The sequence below is a fragment of the Streptomyces avidinii genome (genome assembly GCF_014650695.1).
Classification (GTDB): Bacteria; Actinomycetota; Actinomycetes; order Streptomycetales; family Streptomycetaceae; genus Streptomyces; species Streptomyces avidinii.
The window spans coordinates 55,770-79,373 of sequence record NZ_BMVL01000018.1 but is presented as its reverse complement, the minus strand read 5'-3'; the positions used below and the strand labels follow the sequence as shown (position 1 = coordinate 79,373).

18 protein-coding genes and 1 pseudogene are annotated in these 23,604 nt (G+C 72.2%); 12 read left to right on the top strand and 7 right to left on the bottom strand.

The genetic code is table 11. The features are described 5' to 3' along the window. The first annotated feature begins 82 nt into the window (after positions 1–82). Positions 83–637 carry a peptide deformylase gene (gene def / locus IE257_RS33205; RefSeq protein WP_189973548.1) on the top strand — a complete coding sequence of 185 codons (555 nt, stop codon included), beginning with the start codon at positions 83–85 and terminating at the stop codon, positions 635–637. Between the two features lie 242 nt (positions 638–879). On the opposite strand, the gene IE257_RS33200 is transcribed toward def, so the two are convergent. After that, positions 880–1,524: a TetR/AcrR family transcriptional regulator gene (locus IE257_RS33200; RefSeq protein ID WP_189973547.1), complete on the bottom strand. Its 645-nt coding sequence runs from the start codon at positions 1,522–1,524 to the stop codon at positions 880–882. A gap of 216 nt (positions 1,525–1,740) precedes the next feature. Between IE257_RS33200 and IE257_RS33195 the strand changes: the two genes are divergently transcribed. Further along, the gene (locus IE257_RS33195) at positions 1,741–2,970 is read left to right on the top strand and encodes an acyl-CoA dehydrogenase family protein (protein WP_189973546.1); all 1,230 of its coding nucleotides are present in this window, start codon (positions 1,741–1,743) and stop codon (positions 2,968–2,970) included. Here IE257_RS33195 and IE257_RS33190 read toward each other — a convergent pair. Both IE257_RS33190 and IE257_RS33185 read right to left on the bottom strand, forming a co-directional pair. After that, the gene (locus IE257_RS33190; RefSeq protein ID WP_229920805.1) at positions 2,967–3,761 is read right to left on the bottom strand and encodes an LppU/SCO3897 family protein; all 795 of its coding nucleotides are present in this window, start codon (positions 3,759–3,761) and stop codon (positions 2,967–2,969) included. The two genes, IE257_RS33195 and IE257_RS33190, sit on opposite strands and share 4 nt — an antisense overlap. A 62-nt stretch (positions 3,762–3,823) precedes the next feature. Beyond that, entirely contained in the window at positions 3,824–4,261 is a 438-nt protein-coding gene (locus IE257_RS33185; RefSeq protein ID WP_189973545.1) for an SRPBCC family protein, read from the bottom strand. A gap of 155 nt (positions 4,262–4,416) precedes the next feature. On the opposite strand from IE257_RS33185, the gene IE257_RS33180 reads away from it, so the two are divergent. Next, positions 4,417–4,602 (top strand): DUF5999 family protein, encoded by a 186-nt coding sequence (locus tag IE257_RS33180; RefSeq protein WP_030388211.1) that lies wholly within the window; start codon positions 4,417–4,419, stop codon positions 4,600–4,602. A 152-nt stretch (positions 4,603–4,754) separates the two neighbouring features. Here IE257_RS33180 and IE257_RS33175 read toward each other — a convergent pair whose 3' ends face one another. Together IE257_RS33175 and IE257_RS33170 are read right to left on the bottom strand one after the other, a co-directional pair. Further along, positions 4,755–6,854, bottom strand: coding sequence for an ATP-binding protein (locus IE257_RS33175; protein ID WP_229920804.1), 2,100 nt, complete (start codon positions 6,852–6,854; stop codon positions 4,755–4,757). A gap of 62 nt (positions 6,855–6,916) precedes the next feature. Further along, positions 6,917–7,873 (bottom strand): fibronectin type III domain-containing protein, encoded by a 957-nt coding sequence (locus IE257_RS33170; RefSeq protein ID WP_189973544.1) that lies wholly within the window; start codon positions 7,871–7,873, stop codon positions 6,917–6,919. 70 nt (positions 7,874–7,943) lie between these two features. On the opposite strand from IE257_RS33170, the pseudogene IE257_RS39555 reads away from it, so the two are divergent. The 8 genes and pseudogenes from IE257_RS39555 to IE257_RS33130 form a co-directional block, all read left to right on the top strand. Further along, positions 7,944–8,249 (top strand): annotated as a pseudogene (locus IE257_RS39555) (ABC transporter permease subunit); the annotation flags it as partial. Positions 8,250–8,347: 98 nt separating this feature from the next. After that, complete coding sequence (locus tag IE257_RS33160; RefSeq protein WP_030388219.1) at positions 8,348–8,542, top strand: hypothetical protein; 195 nt, start codon at positions 8,348–8,350, stop codon at positions 8,540–8,542. A 184-nt stretch (positions 8,543–8,726) separates the two neighbouring features. Further along, positions 8,727–10,235 carry a hypothetical protein gene (locus IE257_RS33155; protein ID WP_229920818.1) on the top strand — a complete coding sequence of 503 codons (1,509 nt, stop codon included), beginning with the start codon at positions 8,727–8,729 and terminating at the stop codon, positions 10,233–10,235. A 206-nt stretch (positions 10,236–10,441) separates the two neighbouring features. After that, entirely contained in the window at positions 10,442–11,020 is a 579-nt protein-coding gene (locus IE257_RS33150) for a streptavidin (RefSeq protein WP_189973542.1), read from the top strand. A 223-nt stretch (positions 11,021–11,243) separates the two neighbouring features. Beyond that, positions 11,244–12,395 (top strand): MFS transporter, encoded by a 1,152-nt coding sequence (locus IE257_RS33145; protein ID WP_189973541.1) that lies wholly within the window; start codon positions 11,244–11,246, stop codon positions 12,393–12,395. Between the two features lie 24 nt (positions 12,396–12,419). Beyond that, positions 12,420–13,250 (top strand): SDR family NAD(P)-dependent oxidoreductase, encoded by an 831-nt coding sequence (locus tag IE257_RS33140; RefSeq protein WP_189973540.1) that lies wholly within the window; start codon positions 12,420–12,422, stop codon positions 13,248–13,250. A 61-nt stretch (positions 13,251–13,311) separates the two neighbouring features. Next, on the top strand, positions 13,312–18,048 hold the full coding sequence (locus IE257_RS33135; RefSeq protein WP_189973539.1) for a non-ribosomal peptide synthetase: 4,737 nt from the start codon (positions 13,312–13,314) through the stop codon (positions 18,046–18,048). Further along, positions 18,045–19,754, top strand: a complete 1,710-nt coding sequence (locus IE257_RS33130; protein WP_189973538.1) for an AMP-binding protein — start codon at positions 18,045–18,047, stop codon at positions 19,752–19,754. Before IE257_RS33135 ends, IE257_RS33130 begins: the two co-directional genes overlap by 4 nt. 116 nt (positions 19,755–19,870) lie before the next feature. Here IE257_RS33130 and IE257_RS33125 read toward each other — a convergent pair whose 3' ends face one another. Beyond that, positions 19,871–21,226 carry a cytochrome P450 gene (locus IE257_RS33125; protein WP_189973537.1) on the bottom strand — a complete coding sequence of 452 codons (1,356 nt, stop codon included), beginning with the start codon at positions 21,224–21,226 and terminating at the stop codon, positions 19,871–19,873. 131 nt (positions 21,227–21,357) lie between these two features. Between IE257_RS33125 and IE257_RS33120 the strand changes: the two genes are divergently transcribed. Continuing rightward, on the top strand, positions 21,358–22,122 hold the full coding sequence (locus tag IE257_RS33120; RefSeq protein ID WP_189973536.1) for a 4'-phosphopantetheinyl transferase family protein: 765 nt from the start codon (positions 21,358–21,360) through the stop codon (positions 22,120–22,122). A gap of 250 nt (positions 22,123–22,372) precedes the next feature. Here the strand turns inward: IE257_RS33120 and IE257_RS33115 are convergent, their stop codons facing one another. After that, positions 22,373–23,590 (bottom strand): 3-deoxy-7-phosphoheptulonate synthase, encoded by a 1,218-nt coding sequence (locus IE257_RS33115; protein ID WP_229920803.1) that lies wholly within the window; start codon positions 23,588–23,590, stop codon positions 22,373–22,375. Positions 23,591–23,604 lie beyond the last annotated feature (14 nt).

Here is a 23,604-nt window from a genome sequence, read left to right as displayed (position 1 = left end):
AGTACCGGCCCGGGCCTTGACCGCGGCGCCCCCGCCCCGCCGCGGATCTCCTCATATAGTCGCCCGTCGTAGGCTTACGGCCATGCGACAGCGCCCCATCCCCGGTACCACCGGCCTCGTCCGCACCATGAGCCTGCTGGGTGATCCGGTGCTCCACTCCGCGTGCGCGGAAGTCACCGAATTCGGCCCGGATCTCGACCGGCTCATCGAGGACATGTTCGCGACGATGTACGCCGCCGAGGGCGTCGGGCTCGCCGCGAACCAGATCGGGGTCGGGCAGCGGGTCTTCGTCTACGACTGCCCCGACGACGAGGACGTCCGCCACGTCGGGCACATCGTCAACCCGCGGCTGGTGACGGCCGACGGGGACGAGTTCCTGGGGCCGGAGGGGTGCCTGTCCCTGCCGGGGCTGGAGGCGGGGACGGTCCGCCACGACCACGCGGTGGTGGAGGGGTTCACCTCGGACGGTGCGGCGGTCCGGATCTCGGGCACCGGTTTCTTCGCGCGGTGCCTTCAGCATGAGTGCGACCACCTCGACGGGACCGTGTACGCGGAGCGCGTGACGGGCCTGCGCGCCCGTCGCCTGCGGCGGGCCATCCGGAAGACCCCCTGGGGGGCCGAGGCGCTGCGCGGCTAGCCCGTCTCCCCCTCGGCCGGGGCCGTATTTCAGCCTCGCCGGCGTTTGAGCAGGCGGCACCTCCCAGCGGTAGCTGGGGGAGGGTCCGGGCGGAGCCCGGTGCCCGGCGGAGCCGGATTCCCGGGGCGCCGCCCCAGACCCCGCGCCTCAAACGCCGGCGAGGCTGGGTGTGGCCCCGGCCGAGGCTGGATCGGCCGGCGGGGCCGGGGGCCCGGCGAGGCTGAAGATGGCCCCGGCGGGGGCTAGAAGCCCGGGCCGTCGTGGCGGTTGCCGGCGGTGGCCAGGCGGCCCCAGAGCAGGTCGGTCAGGCCCGTGACCAGTGCCGCGCGGTCGCAGGGGCGTTCGCCCAGCCACCAGTCGCCGGCCGCGTGCATCATGCCGACGATGCCGTGGCCCCAGATCCGGGCGAGCCGGTCGCCGCCCGGGCCGAGGTCCACCCGTTCGCCGATCACCTCGGCCAGCTCCTCGCCGAGCCTGCGCAGCAGCGGGGCCGAGTGCAGCCCGACGTCGAAGCCGCGTTCGGCGCTGTGGGAGTCCTCGGCCGGGTGCATGAGGAAGCGGTAGACCTGCGGACGGGCCTCGATGGCGGCGAGGTAGGTGTCGAGGGTCGCCTCCACCCGGCGGCGCCGCTCCGCGGGCGCGTCGAGCGCGGCCCGCAGGGAGTCGAGCAGGGCGTCGGTGTGCCGGACGGCGAGGGCCTGGTAGAGGCCCGCCTTGTCCCCGAAGTGCCGGTAGAGGATGGGTTTGGTGATGCCGGCCTCCGCCGCGATCGCGTTCATGGAGGCCTTGGGGCCGTCCCTGAGCACGACCCGGTCGGCGGCTTCGAGCAGCTCCCGCCGGCGGCGTTCGGCCGCTCCCGGCTCGCCGGCCCGCTGAGTGGTCTCCATGACGTGTTTCTCTCCCCGCCCTTGCGATGTGCGTGACGCCCACGCAACGTAACACCCGGTACACCCTGTCGATCGAATCGGCGGTCACCCCGTCCGGCGTCGTGGCCGGTGCCGACGGTGCTTGACAGTGCTTACTCGCCAGTAACAGACTGTGCTCTTCGCGTAGGTTACCGCTAGTAACCGCCGCAGGGACGAGTACAGACAGGTGGAGGGGACATGGCGGAGTTCACCATGGAGCTGAACGACGACCAGAAGCAGGTACGGGACTGGATCCACGGCTTCGCCGCCGACGTGATGCGACCCGCCGCCGCGGAATGGGACGAGCGCGAAGAGACTCCCTGGCCCGTCATCCAGGAGGCCGCCAAGGTCGGAATCTACTCGCTGGACTTCTACGCCCAGCAGTTCTTCGACCCCACCGGCCTCGGCATCCCGATGGCGATGGAGGAGCTCTTCTGGGGCGACGCGGGCATCGCGCTGTCCATCGTCGGTACGGGGCTCGCGGCCATCGGCGTCGTCGCCAACGGCACCGAGGAGCAGATCGGCACCTGGATCCCGCAGATGTACGGGACCCCGGACGACGTGAAGGTCGCCGCCTTCTGTTCCTCCGAGCCGGACGCGGGCTCCGACGTCGGCTCGATGCGCACCCGCGCGGTCTACGACCGGGCCAAGGACGAGTGGGTGCTCAACGGCACCAAGACCTGGGCGACCAACGGCGGCATCGCCAACGTGCACATCGTGGTCGCGGTCGTCGATCCCGAACTGGGGACCAAGGGGCACGCCTCCTTCATCGTCCCGCCGAACACCCCCGGACTGTCCCAGGGTCAGAAGTTCAAGAAGCACGGCATCCGCGCCTCCCACACCGCCGAGGTGGTGCTGGAGGACGTACGGATCCCCGGCTCCTGCCTGCTCGGCGGCAAGGAGAAGCTGGACGAGCGCCTCGCGCGGGCCCACGAGCGGGCGCGCAGCGGCGGGGGCGAGCGGGTGAAGAACGCGGCGATGGCCACCTTCGAGGCCTCCCGGCCCGCGGTCGGCGCGATGGCCGTCGGCACGGCGCGCGCGGCGTACGAGGTCGCCCTCGACTACGCGAAGACCCGCACCCAGTTCGGCCGCCCGATCATCGACAACCAGGGCGTGGCCTTCCAGCTCGCCGACATGCGGACCCAGATCGACGCGGCCCGGCTGCTGGTGTGGCGGGCGTCCTGGATGGCCGTCGCGGGCCGGCCGTTCGAATCGGCGGAGGGCTCGATGTCGAAGCTCTTCGCCAGCGAGGTCGCCAAGAAGGTCACTGCCCAGGCGGTCCAGATCCTCGGCGGCAACGGCTTCACCCGCGAGTACCCGGTGGAGCGCATGCACCGGGACAGCGCCATCTACACGATCTTCGAGGGGACCAGCGAGATCCAGCGCCTCGTGATCGCCCGCACGATCTCCGGTATGCCGATCCGCTAGTCCGTGGAGGGCGGGGTGCCGGGTGCGGTGGCCGCACCCTGCGCCCGGCCCAGTGGAGTGAGGCAGAGCATGGTGAACTCCTCCCGCCCGTACTCGCGGTCGGCGATGTAGTCGCCCGCGGCGCAGGGCGGACCGGTGACGCGGAACTCGGCGCGGGGCGAGGCGCAGGACTCGACCCGCAGGTCCTGGTCGGTCCAGCTGCCCTCGTTGCGCACGCACTGGCCCGTGGTCAGCTTCGTGTCGCCGACCAGCATGCCGAGCAGGACGAGGGCCGGGACGGCCAGCAGGACGAGCAGCACCGGCGCCATCATGAGCAGGGCCGGGGCCCGGCGCCACAGCGGCCTGCCCGGGTCGAGCGCGGGCCGGTGACCGCCCGCCGGGGGAGCGAGCCTGCGGAAGGCCGCCCGGGGGCCGAGGTTCATCAGCAGGGTCACGGGCGTGATGAACAGGGACAGCGGCCCCCACCAGCCCTGCCACAGGGTGTCCGAGGACATCCGGCGGTACGTGGCGAGCCCGCAGTCACGGCAGAAGGGCCCGCGCAGGCTCAGGAACCGCATCAGCACGATCATGCCCTGGTGGCCGCGTACGGTCGCGTGCGCGGCCGGCCAGGCCCCGCACAGCCGGCAGCCGTACCGGCCGGGCTCGGGGTGCGTGCCGTACGCGCCGTACGGCTGCGGCGCGGCGTACCGCGGGCCGGGCGGACCGCTCTGCGGCGGGACGGGCGCGGTGTAGGGGTTGTACGGGCCGGCGCCCTGCTGGGGCCGGTGCTGGGGCTGTGGCGGAGTGGCCACGGGGATCTCCTCGGTCGCTGGTGATCACCGGCGCGGTGATCACGGCACCCTAGCCCGCGGGCTCAGGGCCGCAGCAGCCGGGCGAGGGCCCGGCCGAAGAGGAACCGGCCCGCGGCCGCGACCACTGGGTCCAGGGCGCGGGGGAGGCCGCGCAGCCGCAGTTCCTCGCGCCAGTGGACCTCCGAGCCGCCCGCGGGCAGGGGGCGGATCTCGATCTCCGCCCAGCCCGTCACCGACCGTCCGCGCTTCTCCAGCCGGACCAATCCCGGCAACCCCTCCGTGGGGGGTCGCCAGACGACGACCTCCATGCGGTCGTCGAACGTGATCCTGCTCACGCCCGTGCGGGCCGTGAAGATCGTTCCGGCGTGCGTCGGCGGAGCCGTCTCGATGATCGTCCGGGTGAGCGGGACCTGTGCGCCGTGGCGCTCCCAGTCCGTGAGCTTCGGCCACGCCTCGACCGGTGAAAAAGACGTGCGGTGAACGATCCGGATAGCGGGCATGAGCGCATGGTAATCGGGCATACACACCCTGAACTGGACGGCGAATATGGGTTCCGTCCGGGGGCGGCGATCAGTAATACTCACCGCCACCGTGGATCGCGGATTCGACCGGGTGACCACCGGCGCTCCCGCCCCACTTCGCGAGGAGGTGCGCCATGTGCTCCCACCAGCCACCCTGCCCTACCGCCGACAGCGCCGATCACGACGCCGCCCGCATTGTGGCCTCTCACCCGGAACAGGGCTGGAGCCTGCTGTGCAACGGAGTCGTGATGTTCGACGACACCGGTGAACTGCTCCCCGACAGCCGCACGGTGGAACCCCGCCGCCCGGCACTGGTCTGAGCGAGGAGGCAGCATGCGCCAGCAGCTGATCCGTAAGCCCGTCCCGAAGCCCGCCCCCCGAGACCTGGACCTGCGCACACCGTCGGGCAGACCCCTCCCGTACTGACGGGAGCCCAGGACCCAGGCCGATCACCGGGCCCACCGGCCGTGCATCAGCCGGTGGGCGCAGCCGCGCCGCCCAGGAACGCCCTCTCGTACGCGGTGTCCCCGATCGTCGCGCGGGCCTGCTGCTCGCCCTGGTCCCGCAGGGCGGTCAGCGAGGGCGAACCGCCCATCTGCGGCCGGCCCACCGTGCGCCACCAGGCGTGCCCGGTGCCCAGCAGCCGAGCCGCCAGCTCCCCGTCGCCCAGTCCGGCCACCGCGGCGGCCAGCAGGTCCAGGCCCAGCGCGATGCCGAAGCGGTCGCCGAGCAGCCGTTTCCCGGAGAGCATGGACCGTACGTGCCGGGCGGCCTCCCCGTGGTCCCCCAGGCCCAGCGCGGCCACCGCCAGGATGTAGTCCGCGTACGCCCGCAGCCAGCGCTCGCCCAGCTCCACGCAGGCCTCCCGCAGGGACCGCGCCTCCTCGGTCGCCTCCTCGAACCGCCGCAGGTCGCACAGGGCGTAGCCGGTGGCCAGCTTGCACAGGAGCCAGCCGGCGCCGCTGGGCCGCCCGCCGTGACCGGCCCGGGCCCGTGGGCCGGCGAGCCGCAGGGCCCGTACGGGGTCGCCGGGCATGAGGACCGAGACCGCGTGCAAGTAGGCCGCGCGCAGCTCCCGCTCCGGGTCCGCGAGCCGGGCGGCGTCCCGCGCACACAAGTCGCCGAGCTGCTGTCCCGCCTCCATGTCGCCCTGGAGCAGTGCGGTGAGCCCGAGGGCCCATACGGCCTGGTTGTGCGCGCTCCCCGTGCGCGGAGCGGCCCGCAGGGCCCGTTCCAGGAAGCCGCGGCCCTCGTGCACGTGCCCGCACGCGAACCAGTAGAACCACAGTGCCCCGGCCATCTCCAGCGCGGCCGTCGGGTCGGCGGTGAGCAGGTGTTCCAGGGCGGTACGCAGCTGCGCGTGCTCGGCGGTGATCCTTCGGTACCAGTCCACCTGCCCCGGGCCCATCCAGCCCAGGTCGGCGGCTTGGGAGAAGGCCGCGTACCAGTGGGCGTGCCGGTCGGTGACGATCCCCACCTCGCCGAGCTCGTCCAGCCAGTCCTGCCCGTACTCGCGGATCGTGTCCAGCATCCGGTACCGGGCCCCGGCGCCGCGTTCCTCGGTGCGCAGCACCACGGACTTGGCGGCCAGGCCCGCCAGCACGCGCTCCACGCGGGCGGCGGGCAGCGGGCCGCCCGAACAGACCGCGCGGGCCGCGGCGATGTCGAAGTCCCCCGTGAAGACGGAGAGCCGGGCCCACAGCAACCGCTCCAGCGGTTCGCACAGTTCGTGGCTCCAGCCGATGGTGGTGCGCATCGTCCGGTGCCGGCGCGGCAGGGAGGCCCGGGTGTCCGACAGCACCTCGAAACGTTCGCCGATCCGCTCGGCCATGTGCTCCAGCGTCCACAACCGCAGCCGGGCGCCCGCGAGTTCCAGCGCGAGCGGGATGCCGTCCAGGCGCCGGCACACCTCGGCGGCCAGTGCGGCCCGGTCGGGGTCGGTGAAGACGGCCGCCGCCCGTGGCGCCGCCGCCAGCGCGCGGGCCCGGAAGAGGGCGAGGGCGTCGCTGTCGGGTCCCTCACAGGGCAGCGGCCGGACCTCGACGACCTCCTCGGTCGGCATGTCGAGGGGCTCGCGGGAGGTGACCAGGACCGTCAGTCCGGGGGCGGACTGCAGGAGTTCACCGACCAGGTGGCGGCAGGCGGGCACCAGGTGCTCGCAGGTGTCCAGCACCAGGAGGAGCTTCTTGTCGGCCATCCACGCGCACAACTCCTCGTCGGGAGGGCGCGGGGAGTGGTCGGCGAGGCCCAGCGTGTGGGCGACGGTGGCGGTGAGCAGGCTCGGATCGCGCAGCGGTGACAGCTCCGTCCACCAGACCCCGTCGGGCCGCGTCCCGCGGGCGGCGGCGACGGCCCGCAGGGCGAGCCGTGACTTGCCGACGCCGCCCGCCCCGGTGAGGGTGATCAGTCTTCGCTCGCGCAACAGGTCGCCGAGCAGCCGGAGTTCACGCTCCCGGCCGATGAAGCTCGCAGGTTCCGCCGGCAGGTTGCCCGGCACCGGGCGGGGGTCGGGTCCCGGATCGCCGTCCGCGGAGTCTGCCTGATTGTCATTGAACGAGTACGCACCGAACACGGATGTATTGTGCGCGATCTTCCTGTGCGGCCGTGCCGTTCAGGCCGGATCGGTACCTTTTTTCACGCGACGAGTGTGATCCGCCGCTCCGCGGAGAAGGATCCCCAGTTGCCGTCGGGGAGCCTGGCCCGCAGTTTGACGGCCCACACCGTGCCGGCCGGCTCGGCCACCGTGAGCCGGTATTCCGCCCGGCCGCGGGGCACCGCGCCCGCTCCGAACTGGATGACGGTCGTGGGCAGTCCGTTGACGTACAGCTCGTACTCGGTGGTCTCGCGGCCGGTGTCCGGGGCGGTCCAGGTCAGCGTCACCGCACCCGGGGAGGCGGCGGCGGTGAAGGCGGCGGGGGCGGTGCCCGGGCCGTCGCCGGAGGCGGGCGGGGTCGTCACGTCCACCGCCGGGCCGTCGGGGGAGGAGTTGTCCGCCCCGTCGCGGGCCCGGACGGTGAAGGTGTAGACGGTGTCCGGCTGAAGGCCGGTCAGCGCGGTGCCGCTCTCGGTGGGGCCCGCGGTGTGGATCCGCACACCGCCCTGGTAGACGTCGTAGGCCGTCACGCCCGTGTCGTCGGTCGCCGCCGTCCAGGAGACCTGGGCGGACCGCGGGCCGGTCGCCCGGGCGGTGGTGGTCGCCGGGGTAGTGGGGGCCCTGTGGTCCTCCGCCTTGGCCGCCGGGGTGGTGACCCGGGCGGCCGGCCCGGGGCCGGAGAGGTTCCCGGCGGCGTCCTTGGCCCGGACCGTGAAGGTGTAACCGGTCTGCGGGGCCAGGCCGGTGATGTCCACCATGGTCTTCTCGGCGGGGAGTTCACGGACCATGTGGTCGGCCTCGAACACCTGGTAGCCGATCACCCCGTCCCGGCCGGCCGCGGCGTCCCACATGACGTGCACGCTGGTGGCGCTGCCGGCCTGGGCGGTCAGTCCGGCGGGGGCGGGCGGGGGCTCGGTGTCGGGCGCGGTGCAGGCCGTGAGGGCGGTGAGGCTCAGGGCGGCCAGGCAGAGGGCGGGCGTGGGGGCGCTGCGTCGCACGGGGTGCCTTCCTCGGCTTCCTTAAAGGTCTAGACATATATGGCACGGCGGGCGGGAGCCCGACAAGACCCCTGCGGCGGGCGGCCGGCGTTGTGGCCGGGTTCGTGTCCGGATCGTCCTGCTCGGGCACGGGCTGCGCTCCGGCATGCTGCCGATGCTCACACTGATCGGCTCCCGGGTCCCGGAACTGATCACGGGTGCGCTGCTGGTGGAGACCGTCTTCAGCCGGCCCGGCATCGCGGCCGCACCGTCCGGACGGCCACCTCGGTGGACTTCCCCGCTGCTCGCGGCACTGCTCGCGCTGGGGCACGACCCCGTGCTGCTGGAGCGCTGGTGCGACCGTACGACCCACCGGGACGAGGTCGTCAAGGACTGACCGCTGGTCACGGACGGTCAACACCCGTACGGCGGACACGTCTTTCGCCCGAAGGCACCCCCTCCTGCGCCACGATGACGGCGAGCAAGGAGGTTTCTATGGTGATTTCCCTCTCGGTGGTCGTCCTGCTCCTCATCCTCGCGTGGATCTTCCTGCGCAGTGGCGGGCTCAAGTTCTCGCACGCCGTCGTCTGCGCGCTGCTCGGCTTCTACCTCGCGAGCAGCAGCATGGCCGCGACCATCCACGACGGCCTGACGGCCACCGCGAACGTGGTCTCCAGCCTCAATCCTTGATCGACTGTTGCGCCTTCATGAATCATCCGGCCCATCCATGGACTCCTCGGACAGTGCGATCTAGCGTCTGGCGGCGGCGCGACATCAGACGCATTGTCAACAAGGCTGGCAAGAAGTGGAGGAAGCCCGGATGTTCCGAAGATCGCTGAACTGCGCCGTGCTGCCCGTCGTCGCACTCACGGTGATGTACGGCGGCTCGCCGGTCCAGGCCGAGGAGATACCCAAGGCCCCCGGTCACCGCCTCGTCACCCACTACGACGGCAGCCCCGCGGCCGCCGCCCCGCTGCCCGGCGAGGCGCCGCCGCAGCACCCGTTCCTCGCGCCCAACGGCCGCAGCGGCATGCACTCCGACGCGGCGGGCAGCGCCACCTCCCCCTGGTCCGGTCCGCTCGGCAGGAACCCGAAGGTGACCAGCGAGAAGATCGCCGCCCTCGGCGGCGAGTGCGCGACCGCCACCTTCGACTCGGGCGGCCGCATCGTCACGGTGTGCGGCACCTTCTCCGGTTTCAAGGTCAAGCTCCTGGAACCCCGTACGCTCGCCACGCTCGCGGAGTACCAGCTCCCTCAGCGCTCTTCGACGGTCGAGGCGATCACCTCGCTCGACTTCGCGAAGATCTTCAAGGACACCTCGGGCGGCGCCTACTTCTACCTGGACCACCAGGACCGGGCCGTGCTGGCCGATTCCCGCCAGCACATCCTGCGCCTCGCCCACGCACAGAACCCGGACGGCAGCTGGCGGTTCACGGTCGAGGACGACTGGGACCTCACCGGGCAGGTCCCGCACGACTGCGTGACCTGGACCAACCTGTGGCCCAGCGGCACCTGCGACCCCGTCACCTCGGTGATGCCCGACTGGAACGGCCGGATCTGGTGGGTTACCCGTCAGGGCCGGGTGGGCACGGTGGACCCCGCGACCGACCGGATCCGCTCCGTCCAGCTGCGCGGCGAGGAGATCCAGAACTCCTTCTCCGTCGCCGAGGACGGTGTCTCGATCGTCTCCGACCATGCGCTCTACAGCTTCCGCGCCGGCGCCGACGGTACCCCCGAGGTGCAGTGGCGCCAGACCTACGACCGGGGTACGGCGGCCAAGCCCGGCTCCGTCAACCAGGGTTCGGGCACCACCCCGGACCTCTTCGGCCAGGGCTACGTCGCCATCACCGACAACGCCGACGACCGGATGAACGTCCTGGTCTACAAGCGGGGCGTGGAGGTGCCCGCCGACCGGCGGCTGGTGTGCAGGGTGCCGGTCTTCGGCTCCGGGGCCTCCACCACCGACAATTCCCTGATCACCTGGGGCAACAGCATCGTCGTCGAGAACAACTACGGCTACGAGAACCCCACCACCCTGCTGCTGGGCAAGTCCGTCGTGGGCGGCGTGACCCGCATCGACGTCCGCGCCGACGGCACCGGTTGCGACACGGTCTGGGAGAGTGCGATCCGCGCTCCCTCCGTGGTCCCGAAGCTCTCCACCGCGAACGGGCTGCTCTACTTCTACGAGAAGGAGCCCAACGCCTGGGGCATAGACGCCTGGTACCTCACGGCCGTGGACTTCCGTACGGGTGAGCGCCGCTGGCGGCAGTTGACCGGCACGGGTCCGCTCTACGACAACAACTGGGCCCCGATCACGCTCGGCCCCGACGGCACCGCGTACGTCGGAGTGTTCAACGGCATCGTCGCGGTCCGCGACAACTGACACGGACCGCCTGCCTCCGGAATTCCCCGGGGGCAGGCGGGCGAACGAATCACGCCGAGTCTTGGTACGAACTCCGACATTCGCGCCGGACGTCCGGCCCGTCGCAAGCGTGCCGCCCTACGATATTCCCCGAAAGCGGCCTTTTGGCCTTCTGCCACCACCGGCAACCGGACCGGGCTGTCGGACCGCACAGGGGGATCGATCTCGTGACGCGTGTACGCCATGTCTTCATAGCTCTCAGCGCAACGCTCCTGGCCTTCGGCACGGTATCCGCGAGTGCTTCCGCGGACACCCCGGCGGCCGCGTCCGCCGAGATCGCCGGGACCGAGGACGGGGCGAACGGCCGCCCGTCCGTGCTCGGTACCTGGTACAACCAGCTCGGCTCGACCATGGTCGTGACCAAGGCCGCGAACGGCGGGTTCGTCGGGACCTACGAGTCCGCCGTCGGCAACGCCGAGAAGCGCTACGTCATGACCGGCCGCTACGACAGCGCACCCGCCACCGACGGCAGCGGGACCGCCATCGGATGGACGGTCGCCTATCGCAACGCCTACCGCAACGCGCACTCCGTCGCCACCTGGAGCGGCCAGTACGTCGGCGGCAGCCAGGAGCGGATCGTGACCCAGTGGCTGCTGAGCTACGGGACCACGGCCGCCGACCAGTGGAAGTCCACCGTGGTCGGGCACGACGAGTTCAGCCGGGTAAAGCCCTCCGCCGCGGATATCGAGAAGGCCCGTCGGTCGGGCGTCGCCTCTGCGAATCCGTCGGCTTCCGGCCAGGAGTGATCCGGTCGTAGGGCCGGGCAGGTGACCGCCCGCGGCAAGGTGTCCCTTGCCGCGGGCCGCTCGCGCGCGTCCGGACCCGGGCCGGTCGATCTTGGCGCAAAACCCCCGTTGGCCTGCAACTTCTGTTGTGGGAGTGTGGTGATGACTCCGGTTCGCGTGGCCTTCGCGGCCCGTGCCATGATCGCAATCGGCACCGACCGGCCGGGGGCAGGGGGTTCATTTCGTGTTGGGCAAGGTCTTGACGCTCGCTCTCGGAGCGTTCGCAGTGGGGACGAGTGGCTATGTCGTCACCGGCGTACTGCCTCAGCTGAGCGAGGAGCTGTCCGTATCCCTTTCCACGGCGGGGCTGCTGACCACGTCCTTCGCCGTGGCGTACGCGATCGGCTCCCCGCTGCTGGCCGTCGCGATGGGCGGGTGGCGCCGTCGTCCGCTGATCGTCGCCGCACTGCTGGTGGCCGCGGCGGGCAACGCGCTCGCCGCGCTGGCACCGAATTTCGGCGTCCTGCTGGCCGCCCGGATCGTCACGGCCGTCGGCGCCGCGGTGTTCACCCCGGCGGCCACCGCCGTCGCCGCCGAACTGAGCGGACCGGAGCGCCGGGCGCGCGCGGCGGCCTGGGTGTTCGGCGGTCTGGTGACGGCCACCATCGTCGGGGTCCCCGCCGGCACGCTGCTCGTCGGCCCGCTCGGGTACCGGGGCGTCTTCTGGCTGGTCGCGGCGTTCTGCGCGCTCTCGGCGGTGGCCGTTGCGGTGGCGGTGCCCGAGGTCGCGGCACCTGCGCGGGTGTCGCTGCGCCGGCGCGTCGAGGTCGCCTCGGACGCGCGCGTGGTCAGCGTCCTCGGGATCACCCTGGCCGCCAGCCTGGGGGTGTTCACCGTGTACACCTACGCGGCACCCGTGCTGGCCGACACCGTCGGGGCGCACGGCACCGGGCTGAGCCTGCTGCTCTTCGGGTACGGCATCGGCGGCGCGATCGGCAATGTCCTCGGCGGTGTCGCGGCGGACCGGTTCGGCTACCGGATGCCGCTGCTGGTGGCCGTGTCCGGCAGCGTGATCGCGCTGTCGGCGCTGTCCGTGGTGCACAGCACCGCGCTCGCAGCCGTGCTGCTGTTCGTGTGGGGCGTGTCGAGCTGGGGGTTCAACCCGCCGGTCCAGCGCCGCCTGCTCGAACTCTCCCCGGGCGCCGGCAGTCTGCTGCTCGCGCTCAACGCGTCGGCCCTGTACCTGGGCATCGGACTGTCCGGGGTCATCGGTGGGGCGGTGCTCGATCACGTCGGCATCGGCGCCGTGGCACTGACCGGGGCACTGCTGTGCTGCGTCGCGGTGCTGGTCCAGCTGTTGTCCGGCGGCCGCGGCGCTCCGCAGCCGTCCCGCTAGCTCCGCTTCTCTCGGCAAAGGACGATGTTCGTGCGCGAATTGAACAATGTGGTGGGAATCGTCACGGGGGCCTCGCGCGGCGTCGGCCCGCACATCGCCGAACATCTGGCGAGGGCGGGTGTCCGATTGGCACTCGTCGCCCGATCGGAGGAAGGCCTGCGGGCCACCGCGGAAAGAATCGGCCGGCACGGTCACAAGCCGCTCGTGGTGCCCGCCGATATTTCCGACGAGAAGGCTCAGCGGCGGATCGTGGAAACGGTCCTGAGCGAACTGGGTCCGCCCGGGCTGCTGGTGAACAATGCCGGGATCGAATGCATCACCCGGTTCCAGGACGCCTCGATCGAGGACATCAGGAAAGTCCTGCTGGTCAATCTCTTCGGGGCCGAGGCGATGACCAGGCTCGTGCTCCCGCACATGCTGGACGCGGGGCGCGGCCATGTGGTCAACATCGGCTCGGTGGGCGGGCGGACGGCCTATCCCTACGCCACGATCAACTCCTCGGCCAAGCACGGCCTCGTCGGCTTCACCTGGTCCCTGCGCGAGGAGCTGCGGGGGACCGGCGTGGGGGTGTCCGCGGTCTACCCCACGCTGATCGCCGACGTCGGGATCTCCGCGGGCTGGCAGGCGGGCCGGCGCCCGCCGATGCTCGGCCGGGTGGGGCCGGACGAGGTCGCGCGCGCGGTACTGAAGTGCATCCGCGAGAACAGGGTGGAGATCACCGTGGCTCCCGTCATGGAGAAGGTCGCGGACGTGGTCAGCGCCCTCTCACCCCGACTTACTGCCTGGATTGCCAGGAATGGCGGCATCTATTCCTACCTGCGCAAGGTTGCCGACGCGCAGGCCACATCGCAATAACACTCTCAAACCAGCATGACTGGCTGGTCGATACGGGGGACCGATGTCAGAGATATCCGCTGTGCCCATCCCTGACCAGGACAAGGGCATCAACCAGATACGAGACCTGCTGGCCGGCGTCAACAGCGACTACGACCGCTGGATCGACCCGCAGGAACCGCTCTTCCTCGACTCACTGGACGCCGTTCGGTTCAAGTCCGCGATCGACACCGCGTGCACCGTCGACCTCCCGCTGGAGCTGTTCTTCGGCCACTGCACGCTCGAAACGCTCGCCGGAGCGCTGCTCAACCATGGTACGGACGGCGGGTCGGTCCCGCAGCTGGTTCCGGATCCCGAGCGCGATCACGATCCCTTCGCCCTCACCGACGTCCAGCAGGCGTACTGGCTGGGGAGCCGGGGATTCGACCTCGGCGGGCGCTCCGCCCACTTCTACGTGGAAGTCGACCTGTTCACCGCGGACCGCGAGCGCGTCGAGGAGGCCTTCAACACCCTGATCGGCCGCCACGGCATGCTGCGGGCGGTCCTGCTCCCCGACGGCCGCCAGCAGGTGGCGCGGGAGGTCCCGTACTACCGCTTCCGCCACGGCGACCTGGGCGGCGTCCCGGAGGCCGAGAGTCGATGTCGGCTCGAAGAGACCCGCGAGGAGATGGCCGCCCAAATCTTCGACCCGCAGACCTGGCCGCTGTACGACATCCGCACCCACCGGCTGGACGCCGGCCGGCTCCGCCTCCACATCAGCATCGACCTGCTGCTCGTCGACGCCGGCAGCATCCAGGTACTGCTGGCCGAGTGGATCCGCCTGGTCCTCGACCCCGACTCGCTCGGCCCGGCGCCCGAACCGACCTTCCGCGACTACCTCGACGGTGTCGCGGCGCACCGTGCGCAGCCGGGCCACGAGCAGGCCCGCGCGTACTGGCAGGGACGCCTCGACACCCTGCCGCCCGCTCCCGAACTGCCGGTACGCGCCGTCCCCCGCTCCGGGGAGGCACCCGCCTTCGTACGCCGCGAGCGCCGCCTGACCGGCCGGGTGTGGCGGCAGCTCAGGGACCGCGCCAATTCGCTGGGCGTCACCCCCTCCGTGCTGCTGTGCGCCGCGTACGCGCAGGTCCTGCGCACCTGGAGCCGGAGCTCCCGGTTCACCCTGAACCTGACCCTCGCCGACCGGCCGCGCTGGCACGTCGACATCGACCGGCTGATCGGCGACTTCACCAGCACGATCCTGCTGGAGTGCGACCTCGGCGGCGCGCCCGACCTCGCGAGCGCCGCACAGCGGATCCAGACGCAGCTGCGCCAGGACCTGGCGCACGCCCGGTTCAGCGGTGTCGAGGTGCAGCGCGAGCTGGGGCGCCGCGGTGACGCCAGCCGGGCGCGCATGCCCGTGGTGTTCACCAGCCTGCTGCGTGAGCAGGACAGCCTCGGATCCCTCGAAGGCGTGGTGTTCGAGACCGCGTACGCCATTTCCCAGACCCCGCAGGTCTACCTCGACAACCAGGTCGTGGCCCGCGGCAGCGATCTGCTGATCAGCTGGGACGCCGTGGAGGAGATGTTCCCCGAGGGCGTGCTCGACGACATGTTCACCGCCTACCTCGACCTGGTCGGGGCCGTCGCCGAGCAGGAGGCGCCACCCCCGGTCACCCTGCCGGCGAAGCAGCGCGCCGTGCGCGAGGGCGTGAACGGCACCGCGGGGCCGGTGCCGGACGAGCTCCTGCACACCGCCGTGGACCGTCAGGCCGCCGCCCGGCCGGGGGCGCCCGCCGTGATCACGGCCGACACCACGCTCACCTACGGCGAACTCGACCGCATGGCCGACCGGATCGCCCACCGGCTGCGCGCGCTCGGCGTGGCCCCCAACACCCTCGTCGCCGTCCTCATGCACAAGGGGTGGCAGCAGATCCCCGCCGTCCTCGGCGTGCTCCGCTCCGGCGCGGCCTACCTGCCGGTGGACGCGGGTCTGCCGCGGGAGCGCATCGACCAGCTGATCGGGGCGGGCCGCGCGACACTGGCCCTCGTCCAGCCCGGCGGCCACGTCCCGGAGGGCGTCACCGCCCTGGTGGTGGACCGGCAGCCGGAGGCGGAAGCACCGGACGGATCGGACGCACCGGATGGGCCGGACGGATCGGATGGATCGGAGGGGGCGCCGGCCACCGGCCCCGACGACCTCGCGTACGTCATCTTCACCTCGGGATCGACCGGCCGCCCCAAGGGGGTGATGATCAGCCACCGCTCGGCGGTCAACACCGTCGACGACATCAGCAGCCGCTTCGCCGTCGGCTCCGAGGACCGCGTCCTCGGGCTCTCCTCGCTCAGCTTCGACCTGTCCGTCTACGACGTCTTCGGCGTGCTCGGAGCCGGCGGCGCCCTGGTGCTCCCCGCACCCGGCGAGGCCCGCGATCCCGGCCGCTGGGCCGCCCTGGCCGACGAGCACCGGGTGACGCTGTGGAACACCGTCCCGCCGCTGCTCGAACTGCTGGTGGAGCACTGCGAACAGCAGGGCGCCGACTTCCCGCGATCGCTGCGGACGGCCCTGCTCAGCGGTGACTGGATCCCGCTGACCCTGCCCGGCCGGGTCCGCGCCATCGCCGCCGACGCGCCCGAGCTGATCAGCCTCGGCGGTGCGACCGAGGCCGCGATCTGGTCGATCTGGCACCCGATCGAGGAGGTCGATCCCGGATGGCGCAGCGTTCCGTACGGCACCCCGCTGCGCAACCAGACCTTCCACGTCCTGGACGCCGAACTGACCGACAAGCCGGACCATGTCACCGGTGACCTCTACATCGGGGGCGCGGGAGTGGCCCAGGGGTACTGGGACGACCCCGGGCGCACCGCCGCGCAGTTCCTCGTCCACCCGGTCACCGGCGAACGCCTGTACCGCACGGGCGACCTCGGCCGCTACCGGCCCGACGGCACCCTCGAACTGCTCGGCAGGGACGACTTCCAGGTCAAGATCGGCGGCCACCGGATCGAACTCGGTGAGATCGAGGCCGTGCTCGCCGGCCACCCCGGCGTACGGACCGCCGTCGTCGTGGCCAGGGACGCACGGCGGCTCATCGGATACGCCGTCCCCGAGAGCGGGGCCGACCTCGCGGAGGAGGAGCTGCGCACCCACCTCGCGGCCAAGCTGCCCTCGTACATGGTCCCCTCGGCCGTGGTGACCCTGGACCGGCTGCCGACCGGCCCCAACGGAAAGCTCGACCGGCGCGCGCTGCCCGTGCCGGAGGCCATCGCTGCGGGGGACGAGCCACCGGCCACCCCGGCCGAGGAGATCCTGGCCCGCGCCTGGGCCTGCGTACTGCCGGCGCAGCGGATCGGGCGCCACGACAACTTCAACGCGCTCGGCGGGGACTCGCTCCTCGGCGTACGCGCCGTGGCCAAGGCCGCCGAACAGGGGCTCCACCTCACCCTCGCGGACTTCTTCGCCCACCCGACCGTCGCCGAACAGGCCGCCCTCGCCACGGAGCGCCCGCCGGCCGCCGCGGACCAGCGGCAGATCACCGGCCGGGCCGGCCTGTCGCCCAGTCAGCTCTGGTTCTTCGAGCAGGACTTCGCCGACGCGGACCACTGGAACGGCATGTGGCCCGTCTTCGAGCTGGACCGGCGGCTGGAACCCGAACCGCTGCGCGAGGCCCTCACCACCGTGCTCGCCCACCACGACGGGCTGCGCGCCGAGTTCCGCACGGCCCAGGAGCAGGGGCCGTACGCGGAGCTGCCCGCGGCGCGGCCCCTGGACGCGTCCGCGGTCACGGAGGTCGACCTCGGTGCCGTCGCCGATGCCGACATCGAGGCGGAGATCGCCCGGCACGTCGCCCTGCGCAACGGCGGGCTCGACCTGGCCGCCGGCACGACCGTCCGGCTCACCCAGTTCGACCTCGGCCCGGGGCGCCGCCCCCGGCTCCTCGTCAGCGCCCACTGGCTGGTCATGGACTACTACTCCTCCCGGGTGTTCTACGAGGACCTGCGCACCGCCTACGTCGCCCTGGAGCGGGGCGACGTGCCGGTCCTGCCACCCAAGACGGCCTCGCTCCCGCAGGCCGCGGAGCAGCTCCACGCCCATGCGGCGAGCGAGGAGGTCACGGCCGAACTTCCCTACTGGAGCGGGCTCGCCGAGCTGTCGCCCGCACCGCTGCCCGTGGACCACCGGCTGGGCCCCAACGCGCAGGCCTCGGCAGCCCGCCACTTCACGGAGGTGACCGGACGGACCGCGGACGCCGTGCTGAACGGGTTCGCCCGACAGCAGGGGACCGAGGTCCGCGAGGTGCTGCTGACCGCTCTCGCCCGCGCCGTCACCGACTGGACCGGGCAGCCGGAACTGGTCGTCGAGGTCGAGGGCCACGGCCGGCAGCGGGCCTTCGGCACGCTGGACATCTCCCGTACCGTCGCACGCTTCTCCACCCTGTCGCCGCTGGTCCTGCGCCCGGGCGACCTCGCCTCGGTACGCGGCCAGATCCGCGAGATGCCCCACCAGGGTGTCGGATACGGCCTGTTGAGGTACCTGCACCCCGACCCGGCGGTGCGGGCCCGGATGGCCGGGGTCCCGGTGCCCGAGATCGGCTTCAATTACTGGGGCGATGTCAGCGAGTACTTCACCGGCGACGCCCGGCCGGTCGTCGAATCCTTCGGCCACCACCGCAGCGACCTCGGCCACCGGACCAGGACCCTCGACCTGATGGCGATGGCCTCGGACGGCACGCTGCGGCTGGTGTGGACGTACAGCACCAACCTGCACACGGAGGCGACGGTGCGCGCCCTGGCCGACCGCCTCATCGACGAACTGCACGCCCTGGCGCGGAGCGCCGGATGAACGGGGAAGAGAAGACCATGGACCATCCGCGTCCCGAGGACATGTTCGGCGCGGTGACCGTGCCCGAGGTCCTGGAACTCGCCGCCACCACCCCCCGCGGGATCACCGTGGTGAACCGGCGGCTGGATCAGACGCCGCTGCCGTACGCGCTGCTGGCCGCCGGAGCGCGGCGGGTGGCTGGCGGTCTGGCCCGGGCGGGCGTCGCGAAGGGAGACCGCGTCGCGATCGTCTCCTCCACCTCGCCCGGCTTCCTGCTCAGCCTCTTCGGGGTCTGGCGGGCGGGCGCCGTGCCCGTCATCCTGCCCCTGCCGCACCGGCTCTCCGACCTGCCGGAGTTCACCGCCGAGATCAACCGCAGGCTGGACCACGTGGACGCGCGCTGCGTGGTGGTCGCCGATGCCTTCGGCGACTTCGTCACCGGCCGGATCACCGGTGACCGACCCGTGCTGACCTGCGGCGAACTGGCCGCGGAGCGGACGGAGATCAGCGGTCCGGTCCAGGTCGGACCCGAGGACCTCGCCTACCTGCAGTTCACCTCGGGCACCACCGGCCTGCCCCGCGCGGTCGCGCTCACCCACCGGCAGATGCTCACCAACGCCGCCGTCTGCTGCGAGCGGCTCGAACTGGAGCGGGACCGCAGCGTGCACGTCAGCTGGCTGCCGCTCTACCACGACATGGGCCTGATCTCCGTGCTCTCCGGCATGGCCTACCGGATCAAGATGATGCTCCAGCCGCCGGAGGACTTCCTGGCCAGGCCGGACTCCTGGGTGGACGCCCTCTCCCGGTTCGGGGCCACCAGCACGGTCGCCCCGAACTTCGCCTACGGTCTCGCCGCCCAGGGCATGCGGCTTCGTCCGCGGGAGCTGGACCTCTCCGCCCTGAAGGTGTGCGGGGACGGGGCGGAGCCGATCCGCGCCGCCACCCTCGAACAGTTCGTGCAGGCCGGCGCCGTGTACGGGCTCCGGCCGCAGGCGATGACCCCGATGTACGGCCTGGCCGAGGCCACCCTGGCCGTGGCCATGGGAGAGGCCACCCGGCCGCTGGTCTGGGACCACGTGGCGCGGGACGGCCTCCAGCCGGGCGCGCTCGCCGCCCCGGTGCCCGCCGCCGCCCCCGGCGCCCGCGCGCTGGCGGTCTGCGGACCCCCGGTGCCGGGAGTCCGGATCGAGATCAGGGACGCGGACGGCAAGCCGCTGGGCGAACGGCGGGTCGGGGAGATCTGCGTACACAGCCCCGCGCTGATGCAGGGCTACTGGGAGGACCCGGAGGCGACCGCGGCCGTGCTGCGCGACGGCTGGCTGCACACCGGCGACCTCGGCTACCGGACCGAGGACGGCGGCCTGGTGGTCTGCGGCCGCGCGAAGGACATGATCATCGTCTCGGGTCGCAACCTCTACCCGGAGGACTACGAGCACGTCGCCGCCAAGGTGGAGGGCGTGCGGCCCGTGTGCGCGGCCTTCGCGGTGCCGGACACCGAGCGCATGATCGTGGCCTTCGAGTCCGCGAAGGGCTTCGAGAAGCACGAGGAGATCGCGGCCCGGGTGATGCAGAGACTGCGCGAGCAGCTCGGCCACGCCCCCGACCGGGTCGTGGCACTGGGCAAGGGCGCCATCCCCCGCACCTCCTCCGGAAAGGTCCAGCGGGGCCTGTGCCGGGAGCGCCTGCTGACGGGCCGTCTGGAGGTGCTGGCGGAGGTCACCCGCTGAGCAGGACGCAGGACGCGGGGCTCATGACGCGGGGCTCATGACGCGGGGCTCATGACGCGGGCCGCGGCCACCCCGCTACGGGGGTGGCCGCGGCCCGCTCGTCCGGTGCGGCCCGCTCAGCGGCGACGGCTCACCACGAGACGCGCCCCCCGGGAGGGGATCAGCGTGACGTGGTGGGCCTTCTGCTCCTCCGGAGCGGGCCGGTCCGGCCGGATCTCGTACCGCTGGAGCACCTCGCGCAGTGCCACCGTCGCCTCCAGCAGCGCGAAACCGGCACCGATGCAGCGACGGGCGCCGCCGCCGAACGGAATCCAGGTGTGGGCGGGCGGCTGACCGTCGAGGAAGCGCTCGGGACGGAACTCGTCCGGCTGGTCGTGGTACGCAGGGTCCGACTGCACCATGCCGATGGCGGGCATCACCGTGGCACCGGCGGGCAGTCGGTAGCCGCCGACGGTGAGCGGCTTCGTGAGCTGCCGGGCCACCTCGTACACCACGGGCTTGAGCCGCAGCGCCTCCTTGGCGACGGCCGTGAGATAGGCGTCGTCACCCTCGTCCGCGGCGCGCTGGGCCCGCCGCAACTGTTCCGGTCGGCGCACCAGTTCGTGCAGGGCCCACGCCAGGCCCGTGGCCGTGGTCTCGTGCCCGGCGAGGAGCAGGGTGATGAGCTGGTCGCGCAGCTCGGCGTCGGTGAACCCGCCGCCCTCCTCGTTCTCCGCCGCCTGGAGCAGGCGCGAGAGCACGTCGGTCCGGCTGTGCAGGTCGGCGGCGCGGCGCCGGTCGGTGATCTCCGCGTACAGCAATCTGTCCAGGCCCCGCTGGAGACCGGTGTGGCGGCGCCACGGTCCGAAGCGCTGCAGGAGGGGGTAGGGGAGGCCGAGGAGGGTGACCGGGCCGATGTCCGCGATACCGCGCACGAGAGGGCGCATGCGCGTCAGCCGCGCCTCGTCGGTCACCCCGAACACCACCTGCAGGATCACCTCCAGGGTGAGCGCCTGCATCCGCTCGTGGGAGCTGAACACGGTCTCCTCGGGCCAGCTCTCCACTTCCGCCCCGGTCAGCTCGCCCACCATCTGCTGATAGCCCGCCAGTGCCGCTCCGGTGAAGGCGGGCATCAGCAGCCGCCGGGACCTGCGGTGCTCGCCCTCGTCGGTGAGCAGCACCGAGTGGTCGCCGAGGGCCGGCCCCATGATCGCGTTGCCCTCGCCCGCGTGCAGGACGTCCACCGGGCCGCCGAAGACGGTCTTGATGTCCTCCTGCTTGGTGAGGATCACCAGATGGCGGGTGGGCGCGGTGAGCCGGAGCGTGAAGATGTCCCCGTGCCTGCGGCGGAGCAGGGGAAAGAGCTTGTGCCGGTACTGGGCGAACAGCAGGGTCTGGACCACCGCGGGCAGGCGCAGGCTGGGCGGCCGCTTCCTCGAACCGATTTCGGCCGCGCCTATGGCGGTGGACGCATCATCAATACCGCTGGTCATTGCGGAAATCCCCCTAGGTGGACGAACATCTGCGTTTTGTTCGAATGCAATTGCTGGTCCCGAATCACGCTAGCAGCCGGACCGACCGGTAGAAATGGCGGAAGAACGGTTCCGGTCGTTAGGGTCCTGAAGTGCTCGAACTGATCCTTCCGACCGCCGTGGCGTACGCCGAGAGCTTTGCCGACGTTCCCGAATCCACCCTTCTTCCCGAGGAATTGGAAGCCCTCGGGGCGGCGCGCCACGAAGGACGGCGCAGGGAGTTCACCACCGTCCGGCACTGTGCCCGGCGCGCCCTCGCGGACCTCGGCGTACCGCCCGTGGCGGTGCTGCCCGGCGAGCGCGGGGCGCCGGTGTGGCCGCACGGGGTGGTCGGCAGCATGACGCACTGCGCCGGGTACCGGGCGGCGGCCGTGGCGTCCCGCACGCGGGTACGGGCCCTGGGGATCGACGCCGAGCCGCACGAGCCCCTGCCCGGGCGGGTGCTGGAGGCCATCGCCCGCGCCGAGGAGCTGGAGCGGCTGGCCGCCCTCACCGCCGAGTGTCCGCAGGTGCACTGGGACCGGCTGCTTTTCTGCGTGAAGGAGTCCGTGTACAAGGCGTGGTTCCCGATGACGCGGCGCCGGCTGGGTTTCGGGGACGCGTCGGTCTCCTTCGACCGGGCGGCCGGAACCTTCCGCGCCGAGCTCATCGAGACGGGTATGACGGGTGGGACGCGTGGGGCCGATGGGACGGCCGCGATCCCCGTGATCGCCGAAGGGGACGGGGAGCCGCCCGTGCCCCTCCACTACGAAGGACGCTGGGCGGGCGGCCCGGAACTGCTCCTCGCCGCGACCGTCGTGCCGGTCGGCCCCACCGTCAGGAATCGGCCGGATTACGCCATCCGGCCGCGGAGTTGAGCGGCGTCCACAGGGCGCCCGCGCCGACGAGCAGCCGCAGACCACTCGCGACCGCCTCGGGAGTGCGCTCGCTCGCGACCCGGATCAGGCCCGGGATGCCGTAGGGCGCGGGATGCCGTAGGGCGCGGGATGGTCCACGGACAGGCCGCGCAGGGCACGGACCGACCGGTCGGGATGATCGTTCATGGCGGATGTTCCCCCGTGTGTGATGGTCTGGAAGCACCGGCTGGTGCAGGTGGGGCGGGGGTGGTCAGGCGCGCCAGGCGGAGACCACGTCGAGCGCCTGTTCCACGTTCAGCCGGGGGTCGCACAGCGGTCTGGTCCGGCCGGCGAGCCCGGACACGGCCCCGGTGTCGAGGACGCACTCCAGCACCCGGTCGGGGGTGGCCTCCAGGTGGAGCCCCCCGGCGGTCCCGCGGCCGGACTCCACCGCGTACAGGAAGCCCTCGACCTCCCCGACGATCTCCTCGACGAGGCGGGTCTTGCGACCGTCCGGGGCGGTCACGGTGTTGCCGTGCATCGGGTCGCACATCCAGACCACGGGGTGCCCGGCCCGGCGCACGGCCTCGACCAGGGCGGGGAGGTTCTGCCGCACCCGGCCGGCGCCCTGACGGGCGATCAGGGTCAGCCGGCCGGGCCGGCGTTCCGGGTCGAGCAGGGCGCACAGTTCGAAGAGCTCCGCCGGGGTCGTCGACGGCCCGACCTTGCAGGCCACCGGATTGTCCACCGAGGAGAGCAGGCGCACATGGGCCCCGCCGGCGGAGCGGGTCCGCTCGCCGATCCAGGGCCAGTGCGTGGACGAGAGGAACGCCCGGCCCGGCCCGTCGCCCCGGATCAGCGGGAGCTCGTAGTCCAGGACGAGCGCCTCGTGGCTGGTCCAGGTGTTCCGGAAGTCCCAGCCGGTGTCCGTGCGCAGGGTCTGGTACACCGCGTGCGCGGCCCGGTAGCAGTCCACGAGCCGGCGCGGGTCGTGTGCGCGGGCCGCCGGGTCCGGCTCCGGCCGGTTCACCATATGGCCCCGGAAGACCGGTAGTTCACGGTTCCCGTGGCGCTCGGTCGGCCGGGAGCGCGGCTTGGCGTACTGGCCGGCCATGCGGCCCACCCGGACGGTCGGCCTCCCGGTGATCTCCGAGAGCGCCGAGGCGAGGACGTCGAGCATGCGGACCTTGTCGCGCACTGCTTCGGGCGTGCTGTCCGCCGGGTCCTCGGCGCAGTCCCCGGCCTGCAGGATGCTCACGTTGCCCTGTGCGGCCTCGGTGATCAGGCGACCGAACCTGCTGATGTCGCGGGGGCCGACCAGCCCCGGCGCGGCGCGCAGTTCGCCGACGACCGGCCCGAGCTCCGGGTGGTCCGCCCAGTCGGGCTGCTGGGCCGCGGGCAGCGCGGCCATGTGCTCCAGCGCGCCGGCCGGGTACGGTTCCCCCGCGTACCAGCCCGGTTTGTCGATAAGAGATATGCCGTGCGGCATGGTGATCCCCCTGT